Source organism: Streptomyces sp. ISL-12 (genome assembly GCF_018614415.1).
Classification (GTDB): domain Bacteria; phylum Actinomycetota; class Actinomycetes; order Streptomycetales; family Streptomycetaceae; genus Streptomyces.
This window is the reverse complement of sequence record NZ_JAGGOO010000047.1, coordinates 19,924-39,272: the sequence shown is the minus strand read 5'-3', so window position 1 is coordinate 39,272 and position 19,349 is coordinate 19,924. Positions and strand designations below refer to the sequence as shown.

Sequence of the window (19,349 nt, the reverse complement as noted above, 5' to 3'; positions counted from 1 at the left end):
CCAGTACTGACGAAAGGGATCTCGGACCGGCGTCCGCGGCAGCGCGTGCGATAGACATTGTCCCCAGGACCCACCCCCGTGCGGCAAGCGATTAACCAGCGGGGACACTGAAGGACCCGCCACCGGACCCACCGTCGAGAGGAGCCGACCGTGCAGCGGAAGGCGTACGTATCCGGCGCCGTCGCCCTCCTCGCGGCGCTGCTGGCCGGCTGCACCGGCGGCTCGGACGGCGGCACGACCGACGACTCCAACCCGGGCGGCTCCGGCGCCACCTCGGCCGCCGCCCAGCCCGGCCGGTACCGCACCCTCCCGGAACCGTGCTCGGCGGTCGGCGAGGACTCCCTCGACTCACTGCTGCCCGGCATCCGGCAGATCAGCGACGAGGACCAGCGCGCGAAGGCGTACGAGGGCGAGGCGACGCTCACCTACGACAACGACCGCAAGGTCGGCTGCCGCTGGAAGGTCGACTCGACGGACGCCACGGACCATCTGCTCGTCGACTTCGAGCGCGTGGTGTCCTACGACAACGCGGTCAGCGACGACAGCCAGGCCGAGGAGCTGTTCGCGGCCGAGGAGGAGGACGCGGATCTGCCCGAACCGACCGTGTCCGAGACCCAGTCGGCACCGGAGTCGGAGGAGGCGTCCCCCTCTTCCTCCGCGACACCCACCGCCTCCGCTTCCGCTTCCGCCACCGCCTCGGCCACCTCCGAGTCCGGCTCCCCCTCCAGCGCGTCGGCCGAGGCCACCCCCACCGATCTGCAGCCGCGGCTGCTGGACGGACTGGGGGACGAGGCGTTCCTCGACGACGAGCTGAGCGACTCGGGTTCGACCTCGCAGCGGCGCACGGTGACTGTGGCGTTCCGCACGTCGAACGTCATCGTCACCATCGAGTACACCGAGCAGCCGGCCGTGGTCGGCGTCGTCCCCGACAGCGAGGAAATGCAGGACAAGACCCGGAAACTGGCCTCCCGGCTGGCCGATTCCCTCAGCGGCTGACGCCCGTTCGGCGCCGGCCGCGCGCGTTCGTGAAGCTTCCGAACCGGGACCGCGCGGTTTCCTCACCGCGTACGGTGGCCCACCAGAACCGTTCCGAACGCCTGAACGTCCGAACGCCAAGAACACGAGTGTCATGAGTGTCATGAGTGCCATGAGTGAAGGAACCATGCAGCGACGAGTGCAGCGAGACCAGCACGACCGACAGGTGAAGCGTCTGAGCCGCGTCCTTGTCGGCGCAGCCGCCGTCCCCGTGATGCTGGTCGCCGCCGGCTGCTCCTCCGACTCCGGCTCCGACGAGGGCAAGTCCGCGAGCGGGAAGAGCGCGTCGGCCTCCGCGTCGGCGACCGCGAGCCCGTCCCCGACGGTGCGGGCGGCGGCGTACGGGAAGCTGCCGGAGCCGTGCGACGTGCTGACGAAGAAGACGCTGAAGGACCTCGTGCCGAAGGCGAAGTCCGGCAAGGAGGGCTCGTCCTCCGACACCGCCACGCGCGCCAGTTGCTCCTGGGACAGCCTGGACGACAACGGCGTCAAGGGCTCGCAGTTCCGCTGGCTGAACGTCTCGTTGCTGCGTTTCGAGTCCGACGTCACGCGCGGCGCGGGCGACGACCTGGCGCACGAGTACTACGAGAAGCAGATCAAGGACGCCCAGAACACCGACGGCGCGAAGAGCGTGCGGGGCGACCTGTTCGCCGGGGCGGGCGACGAGGCCTCGATCGTCCAGTACGTGCTGAAGAAGAAGGAAGGCACCTTCAAGCAGCAGACCGCCGTCGCACGCGTCGAGAACGTCGTCGTCACCGTCGACTACAACGGCGCCGGCCTGGCCGGTGACGAGTCCCCGGACGCCAAGGGGATGGTGACGGACGCGAAGCGGGCGGCCAAGGAGGCGGTGGCCGCGGTGTCGGCCGCCAACGGCGCCTCGGCGAGCGCCTCGGCCTCGGCCTCGAAGACGACCGGTACGTCGGGCGGCACGTCGGACGACGACAGCTCCTCGTCGTCGAAGTCGTCGAAGTCGTCGAAGACGTCGAAGACGTCGTTGAAGTCGAAGACGTCGTCGAAGAAGAGCTGACAACCCGACAAACGCCACTTCCCCCACCGGCCACCCGCCCTCCCGCACACATGTGCCACCCTGTAGCGCGCAACAACAGGCACTGGGAGGGGAGTACGGGTGGCCGGGCCACTTCAGCTGACACGGATGCACCGCGTTCTCATCGGGGTCGTCGTCTTCGGTGCCGTCATCATCGCGGGGATCGGTTTCGCCGGCTCGTACGCGGCCGTTCTCGACCTGGCCATGCAGAAGGGCTTCGGGAAGTTCAGCTACGTCTTCCCGATCGGCATCGACGCCGGCATCTGCGTCCTGCTCGCCCTGGACCTGCTGCTGACCTGGATCCGCATCCCGTTCCCGCTGCTGCGCCAGACGGCGTGGCTGCTGACGGCGGCGACGATCGCGTTCAACGGCGCGGCGGCCTGGCCCGACCCGCTGGGCGTCGGCATGCACGCGGTGATCCCGGTGCTGTTCGTGGTGTCCGTCGAGGCCGCCCGGCACGCCATCGGCCGGATCGCGGACATCACCGCCGACAAGCACATGGAGGGCGTCCGCCTCACCCGCTGGCTGCTCTCCCCCCTGCCGACCTTCCTCCTGTGGCGCCGGATGAAGCTGTGGGAGCTGCGCTCCTACGAGCAGGTCATCAAGCTGGAGCAGGAGCGCCTGGTCTACCAGGCCCGGCTCCGCTCCCGCTTCGGCCGCGCCTGGCGCCGCAAGGCCCCGGTCGAGTCGCTGATGCCGCTGCGCCTGGCCCGCTACGGCGTCCCGCTGGCGGAGACGGCCCCCTCGGGCCTGGCGGCGGCCGGCATCGAACCGGCCCTGCTGCCCCCGGCGCCCCCGCAGCAGACCCCGCAGCCCCAGCCCCAGTCCCCGTCCCCGTCCCAGGTACAGACACCGGCGCAGGCACAGCCGCAGGTGGCCCCCGCCCCGGAGCAGCGCCGCGAGCTGGCCTCGGGGCCCGGCCCGGAGCAGCCGCCGGTGGTGGACGAGAGCAGCCCGTGGTTCAAGGCCCCGCGCCAGACCGAGTACCGGGGCGGCTACGACCCGACGTACGACCCGGCCGAGCAGTACGCCCAGTGGTACGAGGAGCAGCAGCAGGCGGAGGAGTACCGGGACCAGTACGAGGAGGAGCCGCCGCCGATCGAGCCCTCCCCCGAGGAGACCGGCAGCTTCCCCATACCGGTGTCGCCCGGCCGGACCCGCGAGCTGGGCGAGGGCGGCGGCACCCCGGTCGAGGAGCCGACGGAGGAGGACTACTACCAGGTCTTCAAGAAGTCGATCCCCGGCGGCGGCTACCCGACCGCGCGTGAGTTCGGCGAGAACGTGGAGGCCGAGTTCGGCACGGCGCTCCCCCCGGAGGAGGCCAAGCGCATGGTCAACCGCTTCACAAACCGCTACAACGCGGAACTGGAAGAGGACCACATCGCCTGACCCCGTCAGCCGGCGGCCGGGACGGGCGCACCGGGCCGGCGCAGCCCCAGCCGCCCCCGGGTCGCCACCAGGATCACCAGCGCCGCCGCCAACGACGCGAGCAGGAACGCGTAGGTCGTGGCCCCGGACTCCGCCGACGGGAACATGTCCGACCACGCCACGGAGAAGAAGTTGTTCACGCTGGTGTGCAGCAGCATCACCAGCGGCATGCTCTCGCGGGAACGGTTGAACACCCAGGTCATCACCACGCTGAAGGCCAGCGTCGTCCCCATGAAGGCGAGTACGTGAGCGGGGTCGGCGTCCGGGCCGCCGCCCCACTCGGTGAGGAACAGCGGCAGGTGCCAGGCGCCCCACAGCACCCCCACGACCAGGGTGGCGACCAGCGGGCCGAAGCGGCTCTGCATGCGCGGCATCGCGAACTCGCGCCACCCCGGCTCCTCGGCCAGCCCCGTGGTGATCAACTGCATGATCAGGCCGGGGACGTACGCGGCGAGCACGGCGGCCGACGGCAGCACCGGGTTCTGCTCGGTCAGCGCGACGGTGGCGATCGTCAGCGCGAGGGGCACCGAGAGCGCCACGACCAGGAACCAGAACCAGCTCACCCTGAGCCTCGTCATCCGGCCCCGCCACACCCGCAGTCCGGCGCGTCCCTCCGTGACGGCGGTGACCAGCAGCGCCGAGCCGATCGGGCCGAGGTAGGCACCGGGCAGGACGCCGAGCAGCTGACTGCCGAGCGCGCCGCCGGGGAAGGTCCAGTGCCACAGGCCGACACCGTTGCCGGAGAGGATGTACGGCGTCCAGGCCAGCCAGCTCAGTCCCATGGCCAGCGTGAAGAACCAGGTGAGCGGCCGGCGGTGGAGGGCGGAGCGGCGTGGTGCCGGGGTCTGCCGGGGGAGGCTGGTGATCGTCACCGGGGTGTCCCTTCGAGGAGGCCGAGCAGCGGCACAGCGGCTGACGGCGGCGGCTGAGCGGCCTTCGAGCACCGCCCTCACGATGCCTCCAGCACACCAGCGCCGGCCTCCCCGATCACTGCCGCGCACGCCCCGATCCCGGGTACAGCAGGCTGTACCGGCCCGGCACAGCGGTGAGGGGGCGCCCGGCACACGCCGGACGCCCCCTCACCGCGCGTACAGCGCTACGCCCCGAGCAGCACCCGCACCCTCTCCTGCCCCACCGCCAGCAGCAGCGTCGGCAGCCGGGGACCGGTGTCGCGGCCGACGAGGAGGCGGTAGAGGAGGGCGAAGAAGGTCCGCTGGGCGGTCTTGATCTCCGGCGGGAGGTCCTTCGGCGTGGCGTCGGCGGGGAAGCCGGCCTGGACCTTGGGCACGCCGTAGACGAGGTGGGTCAGCCCGTCCAGGGACCAGTGGTCGGCGAGCCCGTCGAGCAGCAGCCGCACCGAGCGCGCCGACGCCTCGTCGAGGGAGGCAAGGAGCTCGGTGTCGGGCTTCTCCCTCACGATGGTGCGCTGGTCGGCGGGGACGTGGGTGTTGATCCACGCCTCGGCCTTGTCGTAGCGCGGGCGGGCCTCGTCCAGGGAGCCCAGCGGGTCGGCCGGGTCCAGCTCGCTCAGGATGCGCAGCGCCTGGTCCTCGTGCCCGGCGGTGATGTCCGCGACCGAGGCGAGCGTGCGGTACGGCAGCGGCCTCGGTGTCCTCGGCAGGTCGCCGGCGGCCGTGCGCACGGCACGGGAGTGCGCGGCGATGTCGGCGGGCAGGGCGGAGCCGTCGGCGACCTTGGCGTCCAGCCGGTCCCACTCGTCGTAGAGCCGCTGGATCTCCTGGTCGAAGGCGATCTTGAAGGACTGGTTGGGCTTGCGGCGGGCGTACAGCCAGCGCAGCAGCTGCGGCTCCATGATCTTCAGCGCGTCGGCCGGGGTGGGCACCCCGCCCTTGGACGAGGACATCTTGGCCATGCCGCTGATGCCGACGAAGGCGTACATCGGGCCGATCGGCTGCTTGCCGCCGAAGATCCCGACGATCTGCCCGCCGACCTGGAACGAGGAGCCGGGGGACGAGTGGTCGACGCCGCTGGGCTCGAAGACGACGCCCTCGTACGCCCAGCGCATGGGCCAGTCGACCTTCCAGACCAGCTTGCCGCGGTTGAACTCGCTCAGCCGGACCGTCTCCGAGAAACCGCACGCCGTGCAGGCGTAGGTCAGCTCGGTCGAGTCGTCGTCGTACGCGGTGACCGTCGTCAGGTCCTTCTCGCAGTTGCCGCAGTACGGCTTGTACGGGAAGTACCCGGCGGAGCCGGAGCTGCCGTCGTCCTCGGCGGCGGCCCCGGAGCCCTCCTCGGCCTCCAGCTCGGCCGCGTCCACGGCCTTCTGCTGGGGCTTCTTGGTCTTCGGCTTGGTGCGGTACCGGTCGAGGATCGCGTCGATGTCCGCGCGGTGCCGCATGGCGTGCAGGATCTGGTCGCGGTAGACACCGGAGGTGTACTGCGCGGTCTGGCTGATGCCGTCGAACTCCACGCCCAGCTCGCCGAGCGCCCCGATCATCGCGGCCTTGAAGTGCTCGGCCCAGTTCGGGTACGCCGAGCCCTTCGGGGCGGGGACGGAGGTCAGCGGCTTGCCGATGTGCTCGGCCCAGGAGTCGTCGACGCCGGGGACACCGGCCGGGACCTTGCGGTAGCGGTCGTAGTCGTCCCAGGAGATCAGGTGCCGGACCTCGTGGCCGCGGCGGCGGATCTCGTCGGCGACCAGGTGCGGGGTCATGACCTCGCGGAGGTTGCCCAGGTGGATGGGGCCCGACGGGGAGAGTCCGGACGCGACGACGACCGTTTTGGCGCCCGGGGCACGGCGCTCCGATTCGGCGATGACCTCGTCCGCGAAACGGGAGACCCAGTCGGAGGTCTCTGTGCTCTGAGCCACGATCGGCACGTCCTTCTTTCTGTACAGGGTGTCGGTCCATTCTCACAGACCGGGTCGCGCTCGGGAAAACGGCTTTGCCGCCCGGGACAGACCCCATGAGAGACTGGGCGGGTCTATCGATCCCCACGAGGAGAACGGCACCCCTTCCTATGGCCTCGGTCACGTCCCTCAGCGACTCCGTCCACCAGCACCTCGCGTCCGCCCTGTCGGCCACCCGGCCCCAGGACGCCGGCGCGGACCCGCTGCTGCGACGAAGCGACCGGGCGGACTACCAGGCCAACGGCATCCTGGCGCTGGCCAAGAAGGCGAAGGCCAACCCGCGCGAGCTGGCCGCCGAGGTCGTCTCCCACGTCACCACCGGCGCCCTGATCCAGGACGTCGAGGTCTCCGGCCCCGGCTTCCTGAACATCACCATCGGCGACCGGGCGATCACCGAGAACCTCGCGGCGCGGTACGCGGACGACACCGGCCGCCTCGGCGTGCCGCACGCCGCCGAGCCGGGCACCACGGTCATCGACTACGCCCAGCCGAACGTGGCGAAGGAGATGCACGTCGGCCACCTGCGCTCGGCGGTGATCGGCGACGCGGTCCGGCAGCTCCTGGAGTTCACCGGCGAGACGGTGGTCCGGCGCCACCACATCGGCGACTGGGGCACCCAGTTCGGCATGCTCATCCAGTACCTGGACGAGCACCCGCACGAGCTGGACCACTCCGGTGGCGAGGTCTCCGGCGAGGAGGCGATGTCGAACCTCGACCGCCTCTACAAGGCCGCGCGCAAGCTGTTCGACTCCGACGAGGAGTTCAAGACCCGGGCCCGGCGCCGGGTGGTCGACCTCCAGGCCGGGGACGAGCACACGCTCGCCATGTGGCAGAAGTTCGTGGACGAGTCGAAGATCTACTTCTTCTCCGTCTTCGAGAAGCTGGACATGGAGATCCGCGACCCGGACATCGTCGGCGAGTCCGGGTACAACGACATGCTGGCCGAGACCTGCCGCCTCCTGGAGGAGTCGGGCGTCGCCGTCCGCTCCGAAGGAGCCCTCTGCGTCTTCTTCGACGACATCAAGGGCCCGGACGGCAAGCCGGTCCCGCTGATCGTGCAGAAGTCCGACGGCGGCTACGGCTACGCGGCCACCGACCTCTCCGCGATCCGCAACCGCGTCTTCGACCTGAAGGCCGACACGCTGCTCTACGTGGTCGACGCCCGCCAGTCCCTGCACTTCAAAATGGTCTTCGAGACCGCCCGCAAGGCCGGCTGGCTCGGCGAGGACGTCAAGGCCGTCCAGCTCGCCTTCGGCACGGTCCTGGGCAAGGACGGCAAGCCGTTCAAGACCCGTGCGGGCGAGACGGTCCGCCTCGTCGACCTCCTCGACGAGGCCATCGACCGCGCCTCGGCGGTCGTACGGGAGAAGGCGCAGGACCTGTCCGAGGACGAGATCACCGAGCGCGGCACCCAGGTGGGCATCGGCGCGGTGAAGTACGCGGACCTGTCGACGTCGGCCAACCGGGACTACAAGTTCGACCTGGACCAGATGGTCTCGCTCAACGGCGACACCTCCGTCTACCTCCAGTACGCCTACGCCCGCATCCGCTCCATCCTGCGCAAGGCCGGCGACACCGCCCCGGCGCCCCGCCCGGAGCTGGAGCTGCACGCCGCCGAGCGCGCCCTCGGCCTGCACCTGGACGCGTTCGCGGAGACGGTGGCCGAGGCGGCGGCGGAGTACGCCCCGCACAAGCTGACGGCGTACCTGTACCAGCTCGCCTCGCTCTACACGTCCTTCTACGACAAGTGCCCGGTGCTGAAGGCCGATTCGCCGGAGCAGGTCGAGAACCGCCTGTTCCTGTGCGACATCACGGCCCGCACGCTGCACCGGGGGATGGCGCTGCTGGGGATCAGGACGCCCGAGCGGCTCTGACCCCCCGCCATGACACGGCACGCGGCCCGTCCTCTTCCGGGAAGAGGACGGGCCGCGGCAGGTGTGCGGCCGGGCGGGCGCTCAGCAGCGGTGGGTACCGGCGAAGTCCCAGAACTCGGCCTTGGTCGCCGGCCCGGCGATGCCGTCCACGGCGAGGCTGGCACCGTGGAGGTTCAGGTACCTCTGCAGCCCCTTGATCGTGTTGGGGCCGACGATCCCGTCGATGGCGTCGTCGTAGTAGCCCAGGCTGTCGAAGAACCTCTGCGCCGCCTTCCAGCTGTTGGTGCCCAGCTGCCCGTCGATGGTGCCCGGGGAGTAACCGCGGTCGCGCAGCAGGCACTGCCAGCTCTTCGCGTGGGCGGTGTCCAGCCCCAGGTTGACCACCGCGAGCACGCCGGCCTCGCCGCTCACCGCCTGCTCCTGGACCACCGACGCGGGCGCCGCCATCGCCGTGCCGGCGGTCACCATGCCGCCGGCCGCGATCCCGACGGCGGTGGTGACGCCGACGAGTGCCTTCGTGATACCTCGCATGCTGTTCCCCTCCATGTGACGTGCGGTGAGCGGACCCGGCCGCGCCGGCCGGCTCCACGACGAGACTGCGGGGACGGCACGCCGCACCGCCACAGTTGGCGCAGAAGTGACGTCGTCCCGGGACGTCCCAGGCCCTGAGCTGCTGGGACGCCGTCCGGTCCGGGCGCGTCGGCGGGACGGCTCCGTACGGATTCGGCCGATTACCCGCCGGGTCCGGGCCTTCGCCCCGAAGTCGCCGGGGCCGCTGATGCAGAATGAGACCGGGACACACGGGACCGGACCCGCGGTCCCGGACGCGAGCGGGGGACACATGTCGCGTTGGAAAGAGCTGCCCGGAGAACTCCCACCACACGTCCGTCAGTTGATCGTGCGCCTGCGCACGCTGAAGGACCGCGGGGAACTGAGCACACGTCAACTGGCCGTCAAGACCGGCTACAGCGCGAGATCGTGGCAACGATATCTGAACGGCAGATCGCTGCCGCCCCGGGCCGCCGTGGAGGCGATGGCCCGCGTCGGGGGCGACGATCCGGCCCGGCTGCTGGCGCTGCACGAGATCGCCGCCGAGCGCTGGGCGGAGGGACACCCGGCCCCCGTGGGCGCCCGCGAGGGGACGGCCGACGCCGACGCGTCACCCGGGCCCGCGGAGCGACGGCCGTACGGCCGTCACCCCTGTCCCCGCGCGCTGGTCACGGCGGGAGCGGTCGCGCTGGTGCTGTCCGTCTCCGTGACGCTGCTGCTGGCCGTGCGGCTCGCCGAGACCCGCGAGCGGCTCGCCCGGGTCCGCGCCGACACCGTCGTCGCCGCCCCGGCCACCGTGTCGGAGTCCCTGGTGCCGGTCACCTACACCTGCCGCCCGGAGCAGCGCGACGGCCGCTGGTACGCGGGGCTGAGCCGGACCTCGGACACCATCCTGGCGTACACGCACGTGGGGCCCGAAGTGGCCGAGGCGCAGTGCCTGTTGCGGCGGGCCGGGATCTCGCCGGGGGACATCGACGGCGTCTTCGGCCCGCGGACCCAGCGCGCCGTGCAGCGCGTCCAGAAGCGGCACGACCTGGTCGTGGACGGGGTCATCGGCCCGCACACCTGGCAGGCCCTGCGGGAGGTGGCGCCCCGGTGAGCACCGCACACACCCGGCTGACCGAGGCCCTGCGGGAGCTGAGGGCCCGTACGGGGCTGAGCCTGGCGGCGCTGGCGGAGCGGACGGCGTACAGCAAGTCCTCCTGGGAGCGCTATCTCAACGGCAAGATCCTGCCCCCGCGCCAGGCCGTGCAGGAGCTGTGCCGGATCGCGAACGAACCGCCCAGGCGGCTGCTGGCCCTGTGGGAGATCACCGAGTCGGACCGGAGCGGACGCGGCGCGGTCCTCGCCCCGGCCGCCCCTCCCCCAGGAGAACCACGGCACGGGACAGAGCAGCCACAGCCCGCCGGCGACCGCCCCCGCAGCCCCGGCCGCATCCGTCTCCTGGTGGCGCTGGCGTCGGTGTACACCCTGCTCGCCGGCGGCACGGCCCTGCTGCTGCTCCTCCCGCCGGCCCGGGACCGGGCGGCGGACGCGGCGGGCGAACCGCTGCCGGTCTCCGTCCCGTACTCCCTCTCCCCCCGGTGTCACGGAGCCGCCTGCGAGGGCCGGGACCCGCTGCGCCTGATCTGCGGCATCGACCCCGACACCCTCACCACGTCCCGCACCGCCACCGGCGCCTACGTGGAACTGCGCTACAGCGAGACCTGCGGCGCGAGCTGGGCCCGGACCTGGGGAACGGCGGTCGGCGACCGGCTGGACGTCACGGTGTCCGGACCGACCCACGCCGTGCGGGTCAGGGACGAGGCCGACGCGGACACCTACGTCTACACCGGCATGGCCGCGGCCGGCCCCGGCAGCACGGTCCGCGCCTGTTTCCGGCCCGTGTCGGCCGACGACGCCCCCGAGTGCGTCACCGCCCGGGTCGGCCCGGCCCGGTCGCCGTCACCCGGCTAGCGCGGCTTCCCGCAGCCCCTCCCCGAGCCTCCGCAGCCCCTCCCCGATCGCGTCCGGCGTCTGCGTCACGAAGCACAGCCGCAGCGTCGACCGGTCGGGCTCACCGGCGTAGAAGGGCGCCCCGGGCACGTACGCCACGTCGTGCCGGACCACCCGCGGGAGCAGGGCCGTCGTGTCGTACCCCGCGGGCAGCGTCGCCCACAGGAACATGCCGCCCTCCGGCCGCGTCCACCGCGACCCGGCCGGCAGCGCGTCCGCCAGCCCCGCCAGCATGGCGTCCCGGCGTTCGCCGTACGCCCGCGCGACCCGGCGGACGTGGGCGTCCAGGTCCCGGTCGGCCAGGTACCGGGCGGCGGCGAGCTGGTTGACGGTCGGGGTGTGCAGGTCGGCGGCCTGCTTGGCCACCGCGCAGGCCCGGCGCGGCCCGGCGGGCGCCCGCAGCCAGCCCAGCCGCAGCCCCGGCGCCATCACCTTGGAGAAGGAGCCGAGCAGCACGGTCCGGTCCCGGGCCTCCTCGTACGCGGCGATCCACGGCACCCGCTCGCCCTCGAACCGCAGCTCCCCGTACGGGTCGTCCTCGACGATCCACAGCCCGTACCGCGCGGCGACCGAGGCCACGGCGGCCCGCCGGCCGGCGGACATGGTGCGGCCGGTCGGGTTCTGAAAGGTCGGCACGGTGTAGAACAGCTTGGGCCGCTCCCGCACCACCAGCTCCGCCAGCGCCTCGGGATCCGGCCCCTCGGCGTCCCCGGGCACGGCGATCACACGGGCGCCCGCGAAGCCGAAGGCCTGGAGCGCGGCGAGGTAGCAGGGGTCCTCCACCAGCACCGTGTCGCCCGGTTCGAGCAGGGCGGTGGCCAGCAGGGACAGCGCCTGCTGCGAACCGGTCGTGACGAGGAGGTCGTCGGCGTCCGTGTCCAGGCCGCGCGCCGTGGTGCGCGCGGCGAGCGCGGCCCGCAGCGCCGGCTCGCCCTCGGTCGTGGAGTACTGGAGCGCCCGCCCCGGCGTCTCGGCGAGCACCGCCTGATACGCGGCGGCGATCCCCTCGGTGTCGAACAGCTCCGGCGCCGGCAGCCCGCCCGCGAAGTTGACGACCTCGGGGCGGGCGGTGACGGCGAGGATGTCCCGTACCGGCGAACCACCGATCGACCGGGCCCGCGCGGCGAGCGGCGGGACGGGGGCGAAGGACGCGGAGGGAGGCTGGGTCGCGGTCATGGCCGCAGCCTAGGCATATACATGCCGTCTACAAGCAGGTTTCCGTGATGCGGACACCGGCTCAGGAGCGAGCCGGCCCTTCACTCCTTCGCGTACTGCTCCCACTTGTCGCCGCCGAGCGGATAACCGTAGTAGCTGTCGGTGTCCGAGGCACTCGTGCGGAACGGCTTCCCGTTGTCGTCGATCTTCAGCGTGCCCCGGCGCGACCCGCTGGACCAGTCCAGTTCCAGCTGCCAGCGCACGTCGTGCCCGCTCGTGTGGGCGTTGACGTAGAAGGCCTCGGGGTCGGACTCGGTCACCTTGTACGGGAAGTCCCGCTGCCCGTTGACCGGCGTGGCCAGCGGGTTGCCGAGGTCCAGCGAGACGTCGAACGCCTTGGTGCCGACCCCGCCCCCGCAGCCGACGCCCATGGCGTACTCGTTCCAGGTCAGCGGCGCGTCGCTGCTGAGGACGCGGACGTGCAGGGCGTTCAGGACGACCGTCTCCTCGCCCGTGCCCTGCACGGTGAAGGAGACCTGCTGCCGGCCCGCGGCGACAGCGCCGTAGGAGGCGATCCAGCCGGCCGAGTCCTGCTGGGGAGGCGGCTCCAGCACGTTCTCGGGGCTGCGGTCGACCAAAAAGTTCTGGTCGCACGGCCCGCCCCAGTAGTGCGGGGTGGTCTGCACGGACACCGGAACGGGGCCGTCGGCCTTCGGGGCCCCGGCGGACGCGGTCGCGTTCTCGCCCTTGCTCGCGGCGGCCCGCGGACCGGCACCGGCACTCGCCGTGGCGCCGGCGCTCGCGCTTGCGGACGCGCTCGGGGACGCCGACCGGTCGGCGCTCGGCGACGGGTCCGAGGACCGCGTGGAGTGCCGGGCGGAGACGGTCGCCCCGACGGCGCCGGCGGAGTCCTGCCCGTCTCCCCCCTCCGGGAGCAGCCCGACCACGAGCGCCACGGCGGCGGCCAGCCCGACCCCGGTACCGGCGGCGTACATCACCCGCTTGCGGGACCGCCCACCGCGCACGCCGTCACCGGCCACCTCCCCGACCACGGTGACCTCGGCCGGATCCCCGTCAGGCACCGCGCCGTCCGATACCGCGCCGACCGGCATCGCGCCGTCCGGCTCGCTCCCCGGCCCGTGCGCACCGCCCGGTACGGCGGGCACGTCCCCCTCGCCCGACTCCCCGTCACCCACCGCCGCACCGGCACCCGCACCCGCACCCGCACCCTCAACGGCACCGGAACCGGAACCGGCACCCGCCCCACCGGACTTGGCGGCGGCGTCCCCCTGATCGGCCGCCCCGTCCGCCTTCACCCCCCGCAGCGCGTCCGCGCGGATCCAGCGACGGTGGAGCTCCAGCAGTTCCTCGGGCGTCGCCCGGCACAGCCGGGCCATCCGCTCGACGGAGGCGAACTCCGTCGGTACGACCTCCCCCTTCACGTACCGGTGAAGCGTCGACGCGCTCATGTGCAGCCGCTTGCCCAGCGCCCCGTAGCTGAGGCCCGACCGTTCCTTCAGCTCCCGCAGCAGTCCCGCGAAATCGTCCGCAGCCACCGTGTCTCCCGCTCCCCTTGTCCCCGCACCGCATCCCAGAACAGGGACGTCTCTCCAGGTCAGAGTGGTTCCAACCGTCCCAGCGTCCCGCGTGTGCCGCCATGGCTGGCGACCGGAACGGCCGCTGCCGCAGGCTGTGACCAGTCAAGCAGCCGCCCCGGGCAACGGTCGAGCGGCGCCACTCCCACCCACCTGTGAAGGGGATCACCTCATGTCCGCACGCACCACTCGGGTCCGTCTGTTCGCCGCCGCCACCGTCGCACTCGCCGCGCTCTCCCTGACGGCCTGCGAGGACGGCTCGGCCACCGGCCTGCGCACCACGTCCGCCTCATCGGACACCACCGCGCAGACCGGCACCGACGGCGCCGCCTCCGGCGACACGGCCGCCAAGGACACCGCCTCCGCCGGCACCAACGGCGCGAACGGCGCGGCGGGGACCGGCACGGACACCGCCGGCAAGCAGAACAGCACCACCACCGAGAACAACGCCGACGCCTCCATCCCCGGCGACTGCTCCGCCGACGACGTGGAGATCACCGCCACCGAGGTGTCCAGCCCGATCAACCACCTGCTCCTGACCGCCACCAACACCGGCTCGAAGACCTGCTCCCTGCCCACCTACCCGGCGGCCAGGTTCGGCGAGGCCCAGTCCGTGCCGCCGGTCGTGGAGGCCAGCAAGCCGCAGGCGCTGACCACGCTGGAGCCGGGCGCGTCCGGCTATGCGGGCGTCCTGCTCTCGGCCGGCGACGGCAGCGCCGCGAACGGCCGTACGGAGACGGCGCTGACGATCCCGTTCGACGACGGTTCCGTCGCCACGGTCTCCCTGCCCGCCGCCGGCGTCCACGTCGACGACTCCCTCTCGGTCACCTACTGGCTGACCGACCGCGCCACGGCCCTGACCTACTGAGCCGTGCCCCGTTGAAGACACCGCGCCGCGTACCGCGCGAAGTCCCGAACGTCCGCCGTCCCCCGCTCCCGGGACCACAGCAGCCGCAACGGCAGCCGCGGCCCGTCCCGGAGCGGGCGGCTGACCGTGCCGCCGGGCGGGGTCCGGGTGTTCTCGGACGCGACCGTGACCGCCGCCGCCTGGCCGAGCCCGACCACCGCCAGCATCTGGAGGCCGTCGCTGACGCGCGGCCCCGGACGCCCCGGAGGTCCGGCGGGCCACAGCCCCGGGTCACGCAGCGGGTCCTCGTCGCCGGACCAGTCGACGAGCGGCTCGTCGGCGAGGTCGGCCACCTCCAGCACCGCACGCTCCGCCAGCCGGTGCCCGGCCCCCAGCAGCACCCGGGGGCAGTCGTACCGCAGCACCACCCCCGTCAGCCCCGGGTCCTCCGGCTCCCCCCACCCCAGCGCGAGGTCGGCCCGGCCCGAGCGCAGCCGCCGCACCTGGTCCCCCAGGGTGCCCACCTCGGCCCGCACCGGACGCGCCGGCCCCGTGCCGTTGTACTCCCGCACCAGCCGGTCCAGCAGCGCGGCCTCGCAGCCGGGGCTGGTGACGGTGAGCGGCGCCGACGGCCCGGCCGCCCGCCGCACCCGGGCGAGGGAGTCGTCGAGCCGGTCCAGCAGCGACCTGCCCTCGCTGAGCATGACCTGCCCCGCGGACGTCAGCGTCACCCCCTGGGGAGTACGCGACAACAGCACGGCCCCCACGGTCTTCTCCAACGCCCGCACGGCACGTGACAGCGCCGGCTGCGTCATCGCCAGCCGTTCGGCGGCCCGGGTGAAGTTCAGCTCCTCGGCCACGGCCACGAAGTACTGGATCTGCCGCACTTCCACGTCCCTCACACCGCACATGCTCCCACGTGCCGCTATGCCGCGGCGGCATGGCGGGCTGCCGAACCGGAACTTCCCTGCTCGGCGACGCGGGAGTTGGCTGGAACAGCACCCACACAAGGAGCTGATCCACGCATGACAGCAGTACCGGCCCGTACGGCGGTGGTGACCGGCGGCACCGCGGGCATCGGACTCCAGACCGCGGTGGCCCTGGCCGTCCAGGGCTGGCAGGTCACCGTCATCGGCCGGGACACCGAACGCGGCAAGGCGGCCGTGGCCCGCATCGACCAGGCGGCCGGCACCCCCGCGGCCCGCTTCGTCCCGGCGGACCTCTCGTCCCTCGCCGAGACCCGCGCCCTCGCCGAACGCCTGACCGCCGAGGGCCCGCTCCACCTCCTGGTCAACAACGTGGGCGGCATGTGGACCCACCGCTGGGAGAGCCCCGACGGCATCGAGGCGAGCGTGGCCCTCAACCACCTCTCCCCGTACGTCTTCACCGAGGCGATGCTCCCCGCCCTCACCGCCGGCGCCCCCAGCCGCGTCGTGAACATCACGTCCAGCGCCGTCATGGCCGCACAGCCCGTGTACGAACCCGAGGCTGTCGAGCCGCCAGGCCCGCACTACGGCATGTCGGCGACCGGCCGCGCCAAGCTGGCCCACCTGGTCCACACCCTGGACCTGGCCGACCGCCTCAAGGACACCGGCGTCTCGGTCTTCGCCGCCGACCCCGGCCCCGCCGCCACCGACAACGCCGCGCAGATGACCATCGACATCCTGCCGCCGCCGATGCGCCCGCTGTGGGACCAGATCCTCCAGGGCGTGGCCACCCCGGTCTCCGCGGCCGTCCGCTCCCCGCTCACCGCGGCGACGGACACAGCCCTCGACGGCCGCACCGGCCTGGTCCTCGACCCGACCGGCACCCCGTCCGAAGCACTGCTCGGCTACGCCACCCCAGAGGTGACCACAGCCGTCCGCGCCTGGACGAGGCGACTGCTCGCGACCGCCTAACGGAGCGTGCGCGCGGCCTCCACCGCCCAATAGGTCAGGATGTTCCGCGCGCCGGCCCGCTTGATCCCGGTCAGCGTCTCCAGGATCGCCCGGTCCCGGTCGATCCACCCCTTCTCGGCGGCGGCCTCGATCATCGAGTACTCACCGGAGATCTGGTACGCGGCGACCGGCACGTCCACGGCCTCCGCCACCTTCGCCAGGATGTCGAGGTAGGGCCCGGCCGGCTTGACCATCACCATGTCGGCGCCCTCCTCCAGGTCCAGCGCCAACTCCCGCAGGGACTCCCGCGCGTTGGCGGCATCCTGCTGATAGGTCTTCCGGTCCCCCTGCAACGAGGACCCGACGGCCTCCCGGAACGGCCCGTAGAACGCGGAAGCGTACTTGGCCGTATAGGCGAGGATGGCGACGTCCTCTCGCCCGATCTGATCCAGAGCGTCCCGGACCACCCCGATCTGCCCGTCCATCATCCCGCTCGGCCCGACGACGTGCGCCCCGGCGTCGGCCTGCACCTGAGCCATCTCGGCATACCGCTCAAGCGTCGCGTCATTGTCGACGCGCCCCTGCTCGTCGAGCACCCCACAGTGCCCATGATCGGTGAACTCGTCGAGACACAGATCAGCCATGACGAGCAGTTCGTCCCCGACCTCGCCGCGCACATCCCGCAGCGCGACCTGGAGAATCCCGTCCGGATCGGTCCCGGCGGTCCCGAGCCCGTCCTTCTTCCCCTCCTCCGGCACGCCGAACAGCATGATCCCGGAGATCCCGGCCTCCACCGCCTCCGCGGCGGCCTTCTTCAGCGTGTCCCGCGTGTGCTGCACGACCCCCGGCATCGCGGCGATCGGCACCGGCTCGCTCACGCCCTCGCGCACGAAGGCCGGAAGGATGAAATCGGCGGGATGCAGCCGCGTCTCGGCAACCATCCGACGCATCACGGGGGTGGACCTCAGCCGCCGGGGCCGGCTTCCGGGAAAGCTTCCATACGTCGACATACCACCTACGCTACGCCCGCCCCCGCGATGCCTTTGCCGACGCACAGTCGGCCGTCTCAGCCCTTCGGCTGAGTGAAGCGAAGACGGTTCCCGAAGGGATCACGCAGCCCGCAGTCGATCCCGTACGGCCGCTCGGTCGGCGCCTCCGTGAACTCCACCCCCTTCTCCATCAGCGTCTCGTAGGTCTTGCGGCAGTCGTCCGTGGTGAGGATGAGCCACCCGCCCATCGCCCCCTTGGTCACCAGCTCGCGCACCTGCTCCGCCGTCTCCTCCGACATGGCCGGAGCGCCCGGCTTCTCCAGCAGGATCTCCCGCCCGGGGTGGCCGGGAACGCCGACGGCGAGCCAGCGCATGAACCCCATGTCGATGTCGGCCGTGACCTCCAGCCCCAGCTTGCCGACGTAGAAGTCGAGGGCCTCGTCCTGATCGAGGACGTACATCTGTGAATGCGTGATGGCGTTGAACATGACCGCCACGCTACTGAGCGAAGCACCCGGATACTTATCCAAAACTGCTCAGCCGCTCAGCCGCTCGGCCGCGTCCACGCCATCGTGAAGCAGGTCGGCACGCGCGCGGCCACCGCCGCCTTCCGGTACTCCCGCGGCGACCGCCCGACGATGTCCCGGAACGTACGGCTGAAGGTCCCCGCGCTGCCGAACCCGACCTCGAAGCAGATGTCGGTCACACTCCGCTCGGTCTCCCGCAGCAGGAACATCGCCCGCTCCACCCGCCGCCGTTGCAGATACCGGTGCGGAGTCTCCCCGAACGTCGCCCGGAAGGTCCGCGTGAAGTGCGCCGGCGACACATGCGCGATCCGCGCCAGCGCCGGAACGTCCAACGGCCGCGCGTACTCCCGGTCCATCGCGTCCCGCGCCCGCAGCATACGGCGATTGCTCTCCTCGACAGCCCGGCTCACGGCGCCATTCCACCACGGCCGCCGTCCCTTCTCGCCCGGCAGTCCCGGCACCAGGACCCCTCGGGGGCGCGGAAGGGACGACCGCAGTACCCCGCGCAGTTCGTCATGGGGTACCAGGGTTTCCTCCCGTCCTCCCGACGCGTCGCCAGGACGACCGTTTCCGGCACGGACGGCAGGGGCGGCGGCAGCATCTCTTCCAGCCGGTACGCGAGGAATCCGGCCGGACGTTTCAGGAGAACGGGCACGTCATGGGTCAGGGCATGGTGGACGGCCGCCTTGCTCGCCCCGTTCTCGAACCACGCCACGACGGCGGGCACCAGCCGCCGCACGTCCTTCCGTGACAGCGTGAACCGGTTGTCGCACCGCCGCAGCCCGACGAGCAACGCCTCGGCCTTCTCATGATGCTCACTACGGACCGGCTCGGACTCCTCCGGCACAGCGGCAGGCACAGGCACAGGCACAGGTGCAGGTGCAGGTGCAGGTGCAGGTACAGGCGCGGGGACGGGTGCAGGCACCCCCCGCTCCCCCGGCACGTCATGAGCGAACGTCCGCGTGACGAACCGCCCTCCGTCGACCCGCTCCCGCACCCGCTCGATGTACCCGCAGGCCTCCAGCTCCCGCAGCGCGAACCCGGTCCGGTCCCGCCCTTCGGGAAATCGGGCGGCGAGCGTACGGATGTCGGAGGCGCCGCCGTCCGGCAGCGACAGGATGTACACGGCGAGCCCGATGGCGACCAGCGACAACTGGCGGTGCTGCGCGAGGTGGTTGCCGATGATGGTGTACCGGTCGGGTTGGTACGTCCGTACGTGCGTGACACCCGAGGGGGCGGCGGTACGGGCAACGCCCTGACGCGAACTCGGGGCAGGGATAAGCTGTCGCGCAGCCATAAGGGAAGGTCTCGCTTCCTACGTGGTGAGGCCCTCGCCCTGGGAGTGCAAGTCCCGGCGGGGGCCGCAGTCATATGCGGCGGAGTTGCCTGATCCCGAGAGTGCCCGCCCGCGCGACGCCCGCGCCAGCCCCGCCAGCCCCTTTCACCCACCCGGGTGACGTACACCGGGTTTGGTCGGGTTGGGAGGGTTCTTTCCCCGAGTTCTTTGGTCTTTCACCGCCCGCCGCCCCGGCCTCCGCCCCACCGGCTCCCGTGTTTCCGGGCT

Annotated in this window: 18 protein-coding genes; 8 read left to right on the top strand and 10 right to left on the bottom strand. The window is 72.1% G+C overall.

Annotated elements, in window-relative coordinates:
• The first annotated feature begins 150 nt into the window (after nt 1–150).
• The 3 genes from J7I94_RS13855 (at nt 151) to J7I94_RS13845 (ending at nt 3,469) form a co-directional block, all read left to right on the top strand.
• Complete coding sequence (locus J7I94_RS13855) at nt 151–996, top strand: DUF3558 domain-containing protein (protein ID WP_215167378.1); 846 nt, start codon at nt 151–153, stop codon at nt 994–996.
• Between the two features lie 151 nt (nt 997–1,147).
• Nucleotides 1,148–2,062, top strand: coding sequence for a DUF3558 family protein (locus J7I94_RS13850; protein WP_215167377.1), 915 nt, complete (start codon nt 1,148–1,150; stop codon nt 2,060–2,062).
• Between the two features lie 99 nt (nt 2,063–2,161).
• Nucleotides 2,162–3,469: a DUF2637 domain-containing protein gene (locus J7I94_RS13845; RefSeq protein WP_374198384.1), complete on the top strand. Its 1,308-nt coding sequence runs from the start codon at nt 2,162–2,164 to the stop codon at nt 3,467–3,469.
• A 5-nt stretch (nt 3,470–3,474) separates the two neighbouring features.
• On the opposite strand, the gene J7I94_RS13840 is transcribed toward J7I94_RS13845, so the two are convergent.
• Nucleotides 3,475–4,380 (bottom strand): type II CAAX endopeptidase family protein, encoded by a 906-nt coding sequence (locus J7I94_RS13840; protein ID WP_308114566.1) that lies wholly within the window; start codon nt 4,378–4,380, stop codon nt 3,475–3,477.
• A 224-nt stretch (nt 4,381–4,604) separates the two neighbouring features.
• Nucleotides 4,605–6,347, bottom strand: coding sequence for a lysine--tRNA ligase (gene lysS / locus J7I94_RS13835; RefSeq protein ID WP_215167375.1), 1,743 nt, complete (start codon nt 6,345–6,347; stop codon nt 4,605–4,607).
• A 140-nt stretch (nt 6,348–6,487) separates the two neighbouring features.
• On the opposite strand from lysS, the gene argS reads away from it, so the two are divergent.
• Nucleotides 6,488–8,251, top strand: coding sequence for an arginine--tRNA ligase (gene argS, locus J7I94_RS13830; RefSeq protein WP_215167374.1), 1,764 nt, complete (start codon nt 6,488–6,490; stop codon nt 8,249–8,251).
• An 81-nt stretch (nt 8,252–8,332) separates the two neighbouring features.
• Here argS and J7I94_RS13825 read toward each other — a convergent pair whose 3' ends face one another.
• Nucleotides 8,333–8,782, bottom strand: coding sequence for a peptidoglycan-binding protein (locus J7I94_RS13825; RefSeq protein ID WP_215167373.1), 450 nt, complete (start codon nt 8,780–8,782; stop codon nt 8,333–8,335).
• Between the two features lie 310 nt (nt 8,783–9,092).
• Between J7I94_RS13825 and J7I94_RS13820 the strand changes: the two genes are divergently transcribed.
• Nucleotides 9,093–9,899, top strand: coding sequence for a peptidoglycan-binding protein (locus J7I94_RS13820; RefSeq protein WP_215167372.1), 807 nt, complete (start codon nt 9,093–9,095; stop codon nt 9,897–9,899).
• Nucleotides 9,896–10,756: a DUF2690 domain-containing protein gene (locus tag J7I94_RS13815; protein WP_215167371.1), complete on the top strand. Its 861-nt coding sequence runs from the start codon at nt 9,896–9,898 to the stop codon at nt 10,754–10,756. The genes J7I94_RS13820 and J7I94_RS13815 overlap by 4 nt, the downstream gene beginning before the upstream one ends.
• On the opposite strand, the gene J7I94_RS13810 is transcribed toward J7I94_RS13815, so the two are convergent.
• Entirely contained in the window at nt 10,745–11,971 is a 1,227-nt protein-coding gene (locus J7I94_RS13810; protein WP_215167370.1) for a PLP-dependent aminotransferase family protein, read from the bottom strand. The two genes, J7I94_RS13815 and J7I94_RS13810, sit on opposite strands and share 12 nt — an antisense overlap.
• Nucleotides 11,972–12,051: 80 nt before the next feature.
• Nucleotides 12,052–13,506 (bottom strand): helix-turn-helix transcriptional regulator, encoded by a 1,455-nt coding sequence (locus J7I94_RS13805; protein ID WP_215167369.1) that lies wholly within the window; start codon nt 13,504–13,506, stop codon nt 12,052–12,054.
• Nucleotides 13,507–13,717: 211 nt separating this feature from the next.
• Between J7I94_RS13805 and J7I94_RS13800 the strand changes: the two genes are divergently transcribed.
• Nucleotides 13,718–14,413, top strand: coding sequence for a DUF4232 domain-containing protein (locus J7I94_RS13800; RefSeq protein ID WP_215167368.1), 696 nt, complete (start codon nt 13,718–13,720; stop codon nt 14,411–14,413).
• Here the strand turns inward: J7I94_RS13800 and J7I94_RS13795 are convergent.
• Complete coding sequence (locus tag J7I94_RS13795) at nt 14,407–15,294, bottom strand: LysR family transcriptional regulator (protein WP_308114565.1); 888 nt, start codon at nt 15,292–15,294, stop codon at nt 14,407–14,409. The genes J7I94_RS13800 and J7I94_RS13795 overlap by 7 nt on opposite strands.
• Before the next feature lie 123 nt (nt 15,295–15,417).
• On the opposite strand from J7I94_RS13795, the gene J7I94_RS13790 reads away from it, so the two are divergent.
• Nucleotides 15,418–16,290, top strand: a complete 873-nt coding sequence (locus J7I94_RS13790) for an SDR family NAD(P)-dependent oxidoreductase (RefSeq protein WP_215167367.1) — start codon at nt 15,418–15,420, stop codon at nt 16,288–16,290.
• On the opposite strand, the gene hemB is transcribed toward J7I94_RS13790, so the two are convergent.
• From hemB to J7I94_RS38310, 4 genes are read right to left on the bottom strand one after another with little or no spacing between them, the layout of a single operon-like run.
• Entirely contained in the window at nt 16,287–17,279 is a 993-nt protein-coding gene (gene hemB / locus J7I94_RS13785) for a porphobilinogen synthase (protein WP_215167366.1), read from the bottom strand. The two genes, J7I94_RS13790 and hemB, sit on opposite strands and share 4 nt — an antisense overlap.
• A gap of 56 nt (nt 17,280–17,335) precedes the next feature.
• Nucleotides 17,336–17,746 carry a VOC family protein gene (locus J7I94_RS13780; protein ID WP_215167365.1) on the bottom strand — a complete coding sequence of 137 codons (411 nt, stop codon included), beginning with the start codon at nt 17,744–17,746 and terminating at the stop codon, nt 17,336–17,338.
• A gap of 56 nt (nt 17,747–17,802) precedes the next feature.
• Nucleotides 17,803–18,195, bottom strand: coding sequence for a helix-turn-helix domain-containing protein (locus J7I94_RS13775; RefSeq protein WP_215167364.1), 393 nt, complete (start codon nt 18,193–18,195; stop codon nt 17,803–17,805).
• Nucleotides 18,192–18,644 carry a hypothetical protein gene (locus tag J7I94_RS38310; RefSeq protein WP_251075116.1) on the bottom strand — a complete coding sequence of 151 codons (453 nt, stop codon included), beginning with the start codon at nt 18,642–18,644 and terminating at the stop codon, nt 18,192–18,194. The genes J7I94_RS13775 and J7I94_RS38310 overlap by 4 nt, the downstream gene beginning before the upstream one ends.
• Nucleotides 18,645–19,349 lie beyond the last annotated feature (705 nt).

What these genes read in the sequence shown, in the direction of transcription:
- J7I94_RS13850 (WP_215167377.1), top strand. Translation starts at nt 1,148, where the DNA reads ATGAGTGAAGGAACCATGCAGCGACGAGTGCAGCGAGACCAGCACGAC.
- argS (WP_215167374.1), top strand. Translation starts at nt 6,488, where the DNA reads ATGGCCTCGGTCACGTCCCTCAGCGACTCCGTCCACCAGCACCTCGCG.
- J7I94_RS13825 (WP_215167373.1), bottom strand. Translation starts at nt 8,782, where the DNA reads ATGCGAGGTATCACGAAGGCACTCGTCGGCGTCACCACCGCCGTCGGG.
- J7I94_RS13820 (WP_215167372.1), top strand. Translation starts at nt 9,093, where the DNA reads ATGTCGCGTTGGAAAGAGCTGCCCGGAGAACTCCCACCACACGTCCGT.
- J7I94_RS13810 (WP_215167370.1), bottom strand. Translation starts at nt 11,971, where the DNA reads ATGACCGCGACCCAGCCTCCCTCCGCGTCCTTCGCCCCCGTCCCGCCG.
- J7I94_RS13800 (WP_215167368.1), top strand. Translation starts at nt 13,718, where the DNA reads ATGTCCGCACGCACCACTCGGGTCCGTCTGTTCGCCGCCGCCACCGTC.
- J7I94_RS13790 (WP_215167367.1), top strand. Translation starts at nt 15,418, where the DNA reads ATGACAGCAGTACCGGCCCGTACGGCGGTGGTGACCGGCGGCACCGCG.
- hemB (WP_215167366.1), bottom strand. Translation starts at nt 17,279, where the DNA reads ATGTCGACGTATGGAAGCTTTCCCGGAAGCCGGCCCCGGCGGCTGAGG.
- J7I94_RS13780 (WP_215167365.1), bottom strand. Translation starts at nt 17,746, where the DNA reads ATGTTCAACGCCATCACGCATTCACAGATGTACGTCCTCGATCAGGAC.